Origin of the sequence: Bacillus sp. B1-WWTP-T-0.5-Post-4 (genome assembly GCF_009183795.1) — a bacterium.
GTDB lineage: Bacteria > Bacillota > Bacilli > Bacillales > Bacillaceae_G > Bacillus_A > Bacillus_A cereus.
Genome location: NZ_WEIJ01000002.1, coordinates 405,610 through 418,195, shown reverse-complemented (window position 1 = coordinate 418,195; position 12,586 = coordinate 405,610). Strand labels below are relative to the sequence as shown.

Sequence of the window (12,586 nt, the reverse complement as noted above, 5' to 3'; positions counted from 1 at the left end):
AAACGTAAAGTTTTTTATTTTATCCCGTAAAAGCCCGATTGGTGAGGGCTGATTAAAGTTTCACTTTATATATGTTAGTTTGCCATACCTTTTGAAAAAATTATAGGCTACGGTTGACATCTATTTTAAATAAGAGTAACATTTTCAATGTAATGAAAATAAGTCTCTGTTAGGTGAGGCTCCTGTATAGAGAAATGCTACTGCCCAAAAATGTCGAGAGACGCCAATGGGTCAACAGGAATGATCGAATTAAGGTTTTTCTTAACGTAGCTGGTAATGTACCTATGCTATACAGTGCTAAAACTCGGTGAGGGAGAGGTCCGTAGATTTCTAATTATATTAGAAATCGTTTATTTGTGTATGTAATGGCCGCTACTCTCTTAAGGGTAGGGGCCTTTTTTGTTACCAAGCTATGAGTAATTTCATAGTATAAACTATAAAATTAAACGAGGAGGTGAGGAGCATGTCAAATTCTGACTCGGTTCCGTTACCCATATACTTCAAATCAAAAATATATGATGTAGGCAGGAAACGATTTGTTCCTCCCTCTATATTTATCATAATGTAGCGTTTATAAAACGCGAGACACTTTCACAGTAAAGTGGATAAATTGAGAAACAAAGCGTTTCTTCCTATGTTGTAAAGGAGGAGACGATAATATGTTATATGCAAACAAAACTGTGGGTAACACGTCATATAAACTAAGTAAAAAATCAATAAAAGAACAAACAATGCTCCAAAAAAATAAAGATTTATTAATTGAAATTGCAACAAGAGATGTAAAATCTGTATTTGCATATTTTAAAACAACAAGAGACGGACTATCAATGAAAGAGGCACAAAAACGTATTCAAGTATATGGCCGAAATGAACTAACTTCAAAAAGAGCACTTCTCGCAGAAGTAATGATGAAGCTTGGTGGCATGATTCCAGGTTTTTCAAAACAACGTGTGTGTGATGAATTACAACGTGAAACGATTACTGTATCTAGAGTAGAATGTTCTAGTAGTACAGGGCTAAATAGTGAACTGAAAATGATGGAGATACCAGTGCAAGAACTTGTACCTGGAGATATAATTTTTCTTTCGGCTGGAGATGCTGTGCCGGCTGATGTACGTATTATTTATGCAGATGATTTATTAGTGAATGAGTCTGTGTTAACGGGAAACGAAGCGAATATAGAGAAGTTTGAAAGCTGCTATCACCTTGAACGTAAACGATTTATTCCATTAAAACGGATGAAAGATTATAATCCACTTGAGCTTGAAAATGTATGTTTTAAAGGTTCACATATCGTTAGTGGAAATGCAAAGGCTGTCGTTGTTTCTACTGGAAAAAATACGTATTCAGGCATATTGCATACTTGTTGTAGTAGAACGTCTTAATGTGTTAATGGTGCTAAATATACAAAAACAATGTATAATAGACAAAGTTGAGCAAAAACGTAGAATGGTAATCTATTTATATAACCTTACGTGATAACGTAAGGTTATTATTTTTTTAATAGGAGAGGAATTATGAAAAAAGTATTATTAGTTGATGGTATGGCACTATTATTTCGTGCTTTTTACGCAACAAGTGTCTACGGACAATTTATGAAACGACAAGATGGAACCCCTACGAACGGGATTCATGGTTATATGAAACACTTATTAACAGCTACGCAAGCGATCGAACCAACACATATCGTTACATGCTGGGATATGGGAAGTACGACATTTAGAACAGAATCGTTCTCGAATTATAAAGCAAATCGTGCAGCGCCACCAGAAGAATTAATTCCTCAATTCGATTTAGTGCAAGAAATGACTGCGAAATTATCCATTCCAGTTATCGGTATGAAAGGCTACGAAGCGGATGATTGTATCGGTACGCTTGCAAAACAATACTGCAATGAAGCTGAAGTTTATATTTTAACAGGTGATACGGACTTACTTCAACTTGTTGATAAGAACGTTACAGTTATGCTTCTGCGTAAAGGAATTGGAAATTACGAATATTACACACCGGAGAAAATCATGGAAGAAAAAGGTGTAGAGCCGTGGCAAATCGTCCATGCAAAAGCTTTCATGGGAGATACAAGTGATAATTATCCAGGTGTAAAAGGTATCGGTGAAAAAACAGCGTATAAGCTTATTCAAGAGCACGGAACAGTATACGCTGTACTAGAAAATGTAGAATCATTAACAAAAGCGCAGCGTACGAAGATTGAAAGTGATTTAGAGAACTTAAATATTTCGTTACAATTAGCCGAAATTCACTGTGAAGTTCCAATTTCATGTTCACTAGAAGAAGGGTTACACACAATGGATGAAGAAAAACTTAGATTTGTTTGTGAAGAAATGAATTGGGGAAGACCTGAAATATTAATAAATATGCTATAAATAGTTTGGAAAGAGGGATGTTGCATAAGTCGAACTTTGACTTGGTGACACCTTCTTTTTGTTTTTGTAAACAGTATGATAGTAAATAAAATTATGTCGAACTCAATTTTTAATATATAAATGTTTCGACAAGATATAATGATAAAAGTTGATGAAAATAGTAATTTTTATAATGAAGTAAATTAATTTCAACATAGTTTTAGATAGTCTTTTTTTTCGTGTTCACAAAGTTGTCAGAAAATAAACGGAATTTTCATATGAAGTTCAAATAGAATTCACAACAATCAATTATTATAAGAACACACAGATAATTCTTTATCTTTTATATAAATCATCCCCCAAGGAGGACAATGAAAATGAGAAAAAAAGTGAGAAAATCTTTTAAACAATTATTAATTGAAAATAAACAATCACTATTAAATAATAAAGAAAATATGAAGGAAATTGAAGAGAGAATTGAGAAACGACATGTAGCATATAGTGGTGCTAGTAATTAAATAAAATAAAAAAGATAGCCTATGCAGGCTATCTTTTTTATTTTATATTGAAAAAACGCTATTCATCTCTTTAATTTATGTAAATTTGCAAGATATTTTTATAGCGTTTTTCTATCAATATTACTCATTTTTCGAGGTTGAAATTGGTATATACCAATTTTTGAGATTCGCTATTCATAATATTACAAAAAATGTTACAATACACTCAAATTTATACTATAAAATCATTTTAATATGAAAAATTGGAATGAAAAGAAAGGAGAGGAATATGAATAAAGATGTCGCTTTGAAATGATTATTATCATTTCATTAGGAGTTGATGTAAAAAGATGAAGAGATACGAGGAATTGGATTCTATAAGAGGGATTTCTTCATTAATAGTAATGATCGGTCATCATTTAATGATTTTTTCAGCATTTCAAAATTACAGTTATGAAGATAATAAACCATTTGTTGTGTATCTATTAAAAGAAACGCCTGCTCGTCTAATTTTTAGTAGTGGTAACGAATCAGTTATTATCTTTTTTGTTTTGAGCGGATTTGTTTTGTATGAATCTATTCAAAAAAACTATAGTAGCTATGGGTCATACCTTTTAAAACGTATATGCAGAATATATATTCCTTATATTGTGGCAATAATTATAGCTATTGTATGCCAGATTACAATTAGTGAATATGGTATTTCTTATTTAAGTGAATGGTTTAATCGCTCATGGACGATTGAAAGTTCTTCAAGCTTAATCGCACAACATATTTTATTGGTTGGGAAATATAATACAGATGCATATAACGGTGTGATTTGGTCACTTGTCCATGAAATGCGAATATCAATAATTTTCCCGTTAATTTTGATGATTTGCTTACGAAAAACGTTAAGGTGTTCATTACTATTATTGTTTAGTTTTAGTATATGTTCTGTCGTAATATTATTTTTGTTTCGCTCGGGCTTAACATTAACAAGCTATGCATTAACATTGCATTACACAGTGCTGTTTTTACTAGGAGCACTAGTTGCGAAGTATAAAAATAATTTAATAGTTTTTTATAGTAATTGTACTAAAAACACGAAAATTGCATGGTTTTTATTTGCGATTTTACTTTTTATGTATGAAGGGCTTATAGGAGAAATTAAAGTGCTCAATAATTTTATATTTCGAGACTACGTAGTGGCGATAAGTGCATGTTTATTGGTCATATTAAGTTTGTCAATATCAACTTTGTCGTCCTTGCTACATAATAAATATTTGTTATATTTGGGGAAGATTTCTTACAGTCTTTATTTATACCATATTATATCGTTGTTTTCCCTTATATACATGCTCCATGAAATATTACCGTTGCCTATTATTTTAATTTTTCCACTTGTTTTTTCGTTTATACTTGCAATGCTTTCGTATGTATATGTAGAAAAATTTGCATTCGGAGTCGGAAAGTATGTAACAAAACAAGTGGATAGAAGAGAGAAAGGGTTATCTGTAAAGAGTGAATTGCAGGATGTTATTCAGAAAAGGGCGGTGAAATAATTGAAGCAAGAAATGAGTATAAAAGATTTTCAACAATTACTGAAAAGAAGATTCGTAACGATTATTTTAACGATGTGTTGTTTAACCGCTTCTTTAGTTCTTATCTCTATGTATGTTTTAAAGCCGTCATATCAATATTCAACGCAAATTCTTGTTGGGAATTTAGATGAGTTTAATAAGGAAAATTCAACAAATAAAACACAAGAGAATAAGCAACTAGTAACATCGTATGTTGATATTTTAAAAAGCCCATTAATTATTTCAACAGTCAAAAAAACTTTGAAATTAGAGCAATCAAGTTATGAATTAGCACAAAAAATCTCGGTTGTGAATACGGACAACTCACAAATTGTAACTGTTACAGTAAAAGATTCCAATCCGAAAATCGTGAAAGACATTGTAAAGACATTGGCAGAGCAATCACAACAAAGTTTTCAACAGTACACAAATGTACAAGGTGTGAAAGTGTTGACGGATCCTGAGTTACAGGAACAGGCTGAAAAATTGTTTCCAAAATTTCAACTGATCATTCCTATTTCTTTAATTTTTAGTTTTTTTGTTGGGATAGGTTTAGCTGTATTTCAAGATTATTTTGATGAACGTATATACACGGAACAAGATTTAGAGAAAATAACAACAGTCTCTGTTATTGGTCACATAAATATGAAACCGAATAGAAAAAAGAAACCTACAGAGGTTGATAAACAATCATCTATATATCGAGGTGAACATGTCGATGTTTAGGACAAAGAAACAGCTGCCATTCGATCTGCATGATGATCTGATGAAAGAGCAGTTTTATACGGTGTATCACGATCTGAAAAAATCTGGAAAACAACTGTTCACAGTTAGTTCAACGAAGGACAGAGGGGTTGTTGCCTCGCTTATAGTAAATATGGGTCTAGTGTTTGCGGAAATGAAGAAAAAGGTGTTACTTATTGATGTGAATTTTTCTGACCCTAAATTACAGGTATTATTACAAAGTGATCACATGATAACAGTAAACGATATAATAAGCTCTTCCCCCTACAATTATGAATCTTTTTCTAGTAATTTGTCTAAATACTTATATTGTATTCCTGCAAAAAAAACAGTACACACAGGGACGCCCTTAGTTGCTATGGATGAATTTGATAATGCGATTGCTAAGTGGAAAGAAGATTTTGATTACATTTTCTTTTATTCTTCTGAAGTATTTGATCTTCCTGCTACGCACATTATTGCAGAGAAATGCGATGGAGTGGTCTTAGCAGTTAAAAAGCGAAAAGATTCACTACGTACAGTGCAAAAAGTAATAGCGGATATAAATAGGAAAGAATGTGAATTAATAGGTATAATTTTATATTCTTGAATGTGGGGGTAACGATCCATGATTCGTGAAACAAATCAAGCCAAGTTGTATACGATTCCGGCTCAAGAAAAGCCTAGCATATTGAATCGAAGTGTAAAACGCTTGTTTGATATTATATTTTCAATCATATTGTTACTATTAACAATACCAATTATGTTGTTCTTTTGTATTATGATTACCTTAGAAACATCAGGGGCTCCAATATACTTTCAAGAACGTTTAGGTATAAACGGGAAGAAGTTTAATGTATTTAAATTAAGGTCGATGGTAAAGGATGCTGAAATGAACGGACCACAATGGGCAAAAGAACATGATCAAAGAATTACAAAAGTTGGATTGTTTATAAGAAAAACGAGAATTGATGAATTACCGCAACTTTTAAACATTTTAAGAGGAGATATGTCTTTTGTAGGCCCTAGACCAGAGAGAGAGTTTTTTTATAATGAATTTGATGCGTATATTCCAGAATTTAAGGAACGTTTAATAGTAAAACCAGGATTAACAGGATGGGCACAAATAAATGGAGGGTATAATCTTGATCCAAAGGAAAAGTTGAGGCTTGACATGGAGTATATTGAAATGAAAACATTTCGGATGGACATCCGTATTTTATGTAAAACCGTTTTAATTGTATTGAACGGTAATGGTGCAAGATAAATATGTAAACAAACAACATATGTAAGTAGGTTACTTGCAAAGGAGAACTTGTATGGGTAGATCTATTCTAAACAATATTATCCATCTATTTTATAGTACAATTTTAGCTAACCTTCTTCAGGCCGTCAGTTTAATTGTTTTAGCAAACTTTTTTAACGCACAACATTATGGGATGTTTAGTGTTGCCATAGCAGTGACGTTTGTTATGTTATTCTTTACAGACTTAGGACTTAGTAATACGTTTCTTCGAGAAGGGGCAAAGGATGGAGCAGATTTAGAGCAGATTTTATCATCGTATATAAAAATAAGGATGATTCTACTTATTTTTATTTCTATCATCGGTTATATTGCTATTCATTATATGTATGCGGATAAAAATTTAATTTATATGATGATAAACGTAATGTTTTTCATGTTAATAGGATTAACTTGGCAAAACATAGGGATTGCCTATTTTCAACTGACGGAACGTATGAAGTATATAGCGCTCATAAAAGTTGTATCAGCATCAGTTGTCATTATAATTACATGTTTTTGTATTTTCGGAGAGTTACCGGTGTATGTAACGGCTCGTTTATATGCTTTTGGGTATATGATCGGTGGTTTATTTAGTATATATATCATGAGAAGAAAGACGAAAATGAATATGAAAGTCGTAATTCATAAAGCGTTATTTTGGCAATTAACTCCCTTTATTATTAGCGGTTTTTTAATAATGAGTACGCCACAATTAGCACCTATCTTGCTCAACTATACATTGCCATTAAGTATGGTAGGTGTTTTTGCAGTGGCGTACCGGATGCCGGCAGCTTTATATCAGGTACCAGGGGTAATTGCAGGTGCGTTTTTTCCGGTGCTCTTTAAGCATTATAACCAGAATAATTTAGAAGAGCATACGAAATTAAATTTGCTTCAAATTAAATCAATGGCGATTGTAGGAATATGTATGACGATCGGTTTATATCATTTAGCACCATACTTTATTTCTATATTTTTTCATGAGGAATGGAGCAATGCAGTAGAACCACTCCGAATATTATCATTTCTTATTGTGCTACAAAGTTTAAATATTGCTATTGCTGACGGTTTAACGACGAGTGGATGTCAAAATAAGAGAACTGTTGTGCAGTGTGTAGCATTGGTGATCGGTGGGGTTATGCTTTATAGCTTTAGTAGTCTTGGTGGAGTGATAGGAGCAGCATACGCTATGGTTTTATTTGAAATAGTCGCTTTAGTGGGATATATAGCGGTAAGTGTAGTGAAGAAAAAAATTGTATTCCAAATTGTAATACCGTATACAATTTATTTTGGTGTAACCTTTATTGGAGTGCAATATATATTGCATACATATCATTTAATTGCGCTTGTTCTTAATATACTAATTGTACTAGCTGCCATATTCCTATATGATTATGAGCTAAAAAAACTTCTTCTTTCTTTTATAAGAAAAATACGCAAAAAGGATTATATTACGAAACAGGGGATATAGCCTATGGAAAATAATATGAAAGTATCAATGGGATGGATTATTCTTCTAATATTATTTGTCATGTTAAGTAAATACAATTTATATATTGGATTTTCATTGAAGATATATATGATTTTTTTAGTCATATATTTTTGTTTAACAATTAAAGACTTTCATATTCAAAAGTTATATTTTCATGAAGTTATATTTTTACTGTTTTATTTCATTTATTGTTTAAGCGGAATTCTTTCTATGTATTTAAATGCTAGTATTCGTATGATTTTTGGCGTGCTACTCGTTTTAGGATGCTATTTTATAATGAGAAATTTATTGGGGAATACTGAAATAGTGGTACTTGAATCATCTATTGCTTATGTAGGAGTAGTATTTAATGTTGTAAGTCTAATACTCTATATAATCGGTTTACAATACTTTAGTTTATACGGTGGAGAAGAGAGAGAAATTTTTGCTGGTTTATTAGTTGATAGAGGATATCCACGGTTAATTGGATTGCTAGATGATCCTAACATCTTTATTTTCTATAATACAATATTTTTTATGTACTATATGACGAATTTACAAAATATCACTAACATTCTAGGGTTAATTTTATGTGTTACGACGAGTTTATTAACCTTTTCAAGGGGTGGTATACTAGCGCTTGTGCTTGTCGTTTTTGTATATATATGTATGTCTAGTTTCGCTAAAAGAATAAAAATAATTATAAGTTTAGTATTGTTTAGTGTAGTTATTTTTAGTTTATCGAATAGTGTAATGGGGGGCCAATTAGATGACATATTAAATAAACGAATTTCTGATTTTTCCCATGATAATGGAAGTGGTAGATTTACATTATGGGAAGCTGCTTTTAAATATTATTTATCCAATCCATATATCGGAATCGGTGCTTTTAACTTTTCGAATTATTATGAGTATCAATTTAATGAAAAATTATATGTACACAATACATTTTTAGAAATCTTGTCTGAATCGGGTACAATTGGTTTTCTTCTATATAGCGCGTTTTTATTCATATTAATGTTCAAGCTAGCACAGCATACTTTGTTTCGTGAAAAACCATATCTTCTATTGACTATGATTGCATTTATATTTCAGATGATGTCATTGTCACTCATTATTAACGAAGCATTCTTTTTATTTTTAGCAGTTGTTGTGAAGTATATTTCAATATATGAAGGAAGGGGAAAGATAGATGGTAAAATGTCTATCAGCACATAACGAGCCGCCTTATGTTTCTGTAATAACACCTTCTTATAATAGTATACGATTTATAGGTGAGACAATTTTATCTGTACAGAATCAATCGTATGAAAACTGGGAAATGCTTATCGTTGATGACGGTTCAACCGACCAATCTGCCACAAAAATTAAAGATATAATAGAAGGAGACTCACGTATTAGGTTATTATCATTAAAACAAAATGTTGGTGCTGCTAAAGCTCGGAATTTAGCGATCCAAGAGGCAAGAGGAAGGTACATTGCCTTTTTAGATAGCGATGATATATGGTTGCCGCATAAATTGAAGACACAATTGTTATTTATGGAAGAAATGAATATTGCTTTTTCATATGCGTCGTATAGTTTAATTGATGAAAACGGTAATGAATTAAATCGTGAAGTGAGTGCACCAAAATCTGTTGACTATCATTATTTAGTAGGAAATACAATTATCGGTTGTTTAACAGTGATGATTGATCGTGAAAAAATTCCATATGTCGAAATGCCTAGTATACAGCCGGAAGATACAGCGTTATGGCTGAACTTATTACATGAAGGGTATGAAGCAAAAGGTATACAGCAAGTGTTAGCAAAATATAGAATTGTTACAAATTCTGTTTCTAGAAATAAAATTAGAGCAGCTTTTCGGTATTGGAAATTATTAAGGGACCAAAAAAGTCTTAATGCAGTGCAAAGCTTTTACTATTTTAGTAAGTATGCTTATCATGCTTATAAAAAAAATAAAATCAATGTAGTTGGGAAGACGCAATTATGAACATACTGTTGATGACAGATAAATTGATAACTGGCGGAGCCGAAAATTATTTCTGTAAATTAGAAAATAATTTGCATTATGAGGATTTTAAGATTTATACAGCTGCAGGTGATGGAGAACTATATGAATCCCTTACTAGAAAAGAAAATTTTATATTACTTAGTCGATGGAATCATTTGAGAAATATTTATTATTTACGAAACGAAATTTGTAAACGAAAGATAGAACTTATTCATGCAAATAGTTTGCGAATGGTATTATATGCTTTTCTACTTCAAAAGTTTATTAAAAAAAAGATGAAAATTGTTTATACGAAACACAATGTAACGATATTAGAAAAGAAAATGCCAACGCTTTTTCGGTATTTCATGAATAAATATGTGAACAATATTATTACAGTAAGTGAGTTTGAAAAGAACAATTTAATTTCAATTCATGTAGCAGAAGAAAAAATAAATACAATTTATAACGGTGTTGATATTGAAAAGTTTTTATTCCAGCAGAAAAAGAAAGAATCTACATATAAAATAGGGATATTAGCTAGATTATCCAAAGAGAAAAACCATCAACTATTTGTCAAAATTGCAAATGTGTTGAAAAAGAGAAATGATTTTATGTTTTATATTGCTGGTGATGGACCAGAGAAAGAATCGATTATGAAAGAAATAGAAAAATATGGATTGCAGCAAAGGGTGAAGATGCTAGGGAATATTTCAGAGCCGCATGAGTTTATAGGGAATATGGACGCCTTACTTTTATTATCTTTTCGTGAAGTGTTTCCAATGGTAGTAATTGAAGCGATGGCTACAGGGACACCAATTGTTTCAATAGATGTTGGTGGAATACATGAAGCGGTAATAGATGGAGAGTCAGGTGTTTTGATATCTGAATATTGCGAATCTGAATTCGCAAGTGCGCTTGAGGAACTACAAGGGAATGAAGAAAAGGTAACTGCTATTAGATTGAAAGCACGAGAGAAAGCAATGAGATATTTCTCGTTAACTAAAATGATAGAGGAAACGAAAAATATATATGAATTAAACAAATGACCGAGTAGGTCGTTTGTTTTTTTTATTATAGAAACTTTTAAGAGACAACTCACATATTATATGAAAAAGGTAATATGAGGAGTGAATTTATTTTGTCAGAATATATTTCATCCCAAGAAGATTGTGCGCCAGAAAGTAGCGTTCATATTGATTGTTTTGGCGCAGTTCCAAACTCGGGAAATGATAGCTCATTAGCAATTCAGCAAGCTATTGATTATTGTGTAGCGAATCGAATTTCGACGGTTAGAATTACAGGGGTAAATACGTACAAAATTGTAAAGCCGATTGTTATTAAATCAAACGTAAGATTAGAGTTGGATCCTACCGTAACACTGCAAATTGATGGGGATTTTAATGCATTTGAGCTACAAAGTAACGCTTCGATAGTTGGTGGTACTCTTCAAGTTATAAATCCATTGTTTCAATCTGCTGTTATTTATGTTTCTGGTTCACAACAAATCGAAGTACCTAATCAATCTGTTATATCAAATATAAATATAATAAATACAACTCCATCGTATAAAGGAAAAGCTATACATTTTTATTGTCAAAAGGCATGGGATTTTATTAGTTTCTTTCAAGTTAAATTTATTCAAATTAAAAACTTTCAAACTGCAATACATTTGAAGACAGAATATATAAATGATATCAATACACCTTGCTGGATTAACGCCAATGTATTTCAATCTATATTTATTGATGGATGTGTATATGGGATTGAAGTAGATGGAAATAGTGATTTGCCAAATGAAAGTTCAGGAAATACGTTTCATGATATTCAAGTGCAATGTAGACAACAAACGGAAAAAGTAATTCGTTGTTCAGGTGCGTATAATACATTTGATTGTATGATCTGGGATACGTACCGGATGAGTAGTGAACAAATTGTTATTGAATTTTCTTCCAATTCTCATCGTAACTACCTTTTTTCAAATCTGCTTTCGACAACTATTGTAGATAAAGGACAGTACAATGTTTGTAAGTCTACTTATGAAGAATCCCTACGAATTCAGTTACCTTTGACGTTAAATAGACCTCATTTAATAGGAAATCAAGATGATATTTTAGTAAATGCTCAGCAGAAATATAACGTTAAGCAAGTAAGTGGAAAAGTGCCGTACGGGGGAAATCTCACAAATTGCTTTAATTTAATAGATGAACAAAGTGTAAACTATATTGACGTTCCAGATAGTAATCCAGTTGTAATTGAAATGGATTTTACGAAAAAACCAATACAAATGTTAAATTGTTTTGGAATGTATTTTGGATGGGGAGAGAGCCCAAAGAAAATTAAAATTGAATATGCATTAAGTGCAACTGGAAGTTGGGTTATCGCGTTGGATGTTCCATTAAATGTTGGCGATACAATTATATCGAATATGAAGGCGAGTCAGTTATATAAAGTTAGAATTACATTAAGTGGTTATTCTCAAGATCATAAGCGTTTTCGAATTAATCGTATTTTTGCAAGATCTTCTATGGAAAATGGGAGTGCTTGGTTAGCGACAACTGGCGGAAGAATGTTTGGAGATATTGAAATAGAGGCAAGTAAAGGTATAATCATGAAGACTGCTAGTGGAGTGAAATGGAAAGTTACCATTAATGAAGCTGGCCAACTTATTACGACTAAAATAACTTGAGGT

12 protein-coding genes and 1 riboswitch are annotated in these 12,586 nt (G+C 31.7%); all 12 genes read left to right on the top strand.

Features of this window, described 5'->3' with window-relative positions; all coding sequences use genetic code 11:
* The first annotated feature begins 158 nt into the window (after positions 1-158).
* Positions 159-324: riboswitch (M-box (ykoK) riboswitch) on the top strand.
* A 335-nt stretch (positions 325-659) separates the two neighbouring features.
* Positions 660-1,385: a P-type ATPase actuator domain-containing protein gene (locus tag GBN91_RS07715; RefSeq protein ID WP_000964947.1), complete on the top strand. Its 726-nt coding sequence runs from the start codon at positions 660-662 to the stop codon at positions 1,383-1,385.
* Between the two features lie 132 nt (positions 1,386-1,517).
* A complete protein-coding gene (locus GBN91_RS07710; RefSeq protein WP_152121373.1) occupies positions 1,518-2,384 on the top strand; it encodes a 5'-3' exonuclease in 867 nt (288 codons plus the stop codon).
* A gap of 356 nt (positions 2,385-2,740) precedes the next feature.
* On the top strand, positions 2,741-2,881 hold the full coding sequence (locus GBN91_RS07705; protein WP_001228048.1) for an FbpB family small basic protein: 141 nt from the start codon (positions 2,741-2,743) through the stop codon (positions 2,879-2,881).
* 329 nt (positions 2,882-3,210) lie between these two features.
* Positions 3,211-4,404, top strand: a complete 1,194-nt coding sequence (locus GBN91_RS07700; protein ID WP_152121372.1) for an acyltransferase family protein — start codon at positions 3,211-3,213, stop codon at positions 4,402-4,404.
* Complete coding sequence (locus tag GBN91_RS07695; RefSeq protein ID WP_152121371.1) at positions 4,405-5,148, top strand: YveK family protein; 744 nt, start codon at positions 4,405-4,407, stop codon at positions 5,146-5,148.
* On the top strand, positions 5,135-5,755 hold the full coding sequence (locus GBN91_RS07690) for a CpsD/CapB family tyrosine-protein kinase (protein ID WP_025709243.1): 621 nt from the start codon (positions 5,135-5,137) through the stop codon (positions 5,753-5,755). Before GBN91_RS07695 ends, GBN91_RS07690 begins: the two co-directional genes overlap by 14 nt.
* Positions 5,756-5,773: 18 nt before the next feature.
* Positions 5,774-6,412, top strand: a complete 639-nt coding sequence (locus GBN91_RS07685) for a sugar transferase (RefSeq protein WP_000617648.1) — start codon at positions 5,774-5,776, stop codon at positions 6,410-6,412.
* Positions 6,413-6,464: 52 nt separating this feature from the next.
* Complete coding sequence (locus GBN91_RS07680; protein ID WP_006928695.1) at positions 6,465-7,901, top strand: oligosaccharide flippase family protein; 1,437 nt, start codon at positions 6,465-6,467, stop codon at positions 7,899-7,901.
* 3 nt (positions 7,902-7,904) lie between these two features.
* Positions 7,905-9,119 (top strand): O-antigen ligase family protein, encoded by a 1,215-nt coding sequence (locus GBN91_RS07675; protein WP_152121370.1) that lies wholly within the window; start codon positions 7,905-7,907, stop codon positions 9,117-9,119.
* The gene (locus tag GBN91_RS07670; RefSeq protein WP_152121369.1) at positions 9,094-9,894 is read left to right on the top strand and encodes a glycosyltransferase family 2 protein; all 801 of its coding nucleotides are present in this window, start codon (positions 9,094-9,096) and stop codon (positions 9,892-9,894) included. Before GBN91_RS07675 ends, GBN91_RS07670 begins: the two co-directional genes overlap by 26 nt.
* Positions 9,891-10,943: a glycosyltransferase family 4 protein gene (locus GBN91_RS07665; protein ID WP_001023684.1), complete on the top strand. Its 1,053-nt coding sequence runs from the start codon at positions 9,891-9,893 to the stop codon at positions 10,941-10,943. The genes GBN91_RS07670 and GBN91_RS07665 overlap by 4 nt, the downstream gene beginning before the upstream one ends.
* Positions 10,944-11,035: 92 nt before the next feature.
* Positions 11,036-12,583 (top strand): glycoside hydrolase family protein, encoded by a 1,548-nt coding sequence (locus GBN91_RS07660; protein ID WP_006928703.1) that lies wholly within the window; start codon positions 11,036-11,038, stop codon positions 12,581-12,583.
* Positions 12,584-12,586 lie beyond the last annotated feature (3 nt).

Coding starts and splice junctions, on each gene's coding strand:
- GBN91_RS07715 (WP_000964947.1), top strand. CDS start 660: ATGTTATATGCAAACAAAACTGTGGGTAACACGTCATATAAACTAAGT.
- GBN91_RS07710 (WP_152121373.1), top strand. CDS start 1,518: ATGAAAAAAGTATTATTAGTTGATGGTATGGCACTATTATTTCGTGCT.
- GBN91_RS07705 (WP_001228048.1), top strand. CDS start 2,741: ATGAGAAAAAAAGTGAGAAAATCTTTTAAACAATTATTAATTGAAAAT.
- GBN91_RS07700 (WP_152121372.1), top strand. CDS start 3,211: ATGAAGAGATACGAGGAATTGGATTCTATAAGAGGGATTTCTTCATTA.
- GBN91_RS07690 (WP_025709243.1), top strand. CDS start 5,135: ATGTCGATGTTTAGGACAAAGAAACAGCTGCCATTCGATCTGCATGAT.
- GBN91_RS07685 (WP_000617648.1), top strand. CDS start 5,774: ATGATTCGTGAAACAAATCAAGCCAAGTTGTATACGATTCCGGCTCAA.
- GBN91_RS07680 (WP_006928695.1), top strand. CDS start 6,465: ATGGGTAGATCTATTCTAAACAATATTATCCATCTATTTTATAGTACA.
- GBN91_RS07675 (WP_152121370.1), top strand. CDS start 7,905: ATGGAAAATAATATGAAAGTATCAATGGGATGGATTATTCTTCTAATA.
- GBN91_RS07670 (WP_152121369.1), top strand. CDS start 9,094: ATGGTAAAATGTCTATCAGCACATAACGAGCCGCCTTATGTTTCTGTA.
- GBN91_RS07665 (WP_001023684.1), top strand. CDS start 9,891: ATGAACATACTGTTGATGACAGATAAATTGATAACTGGCGGAGCCGAA.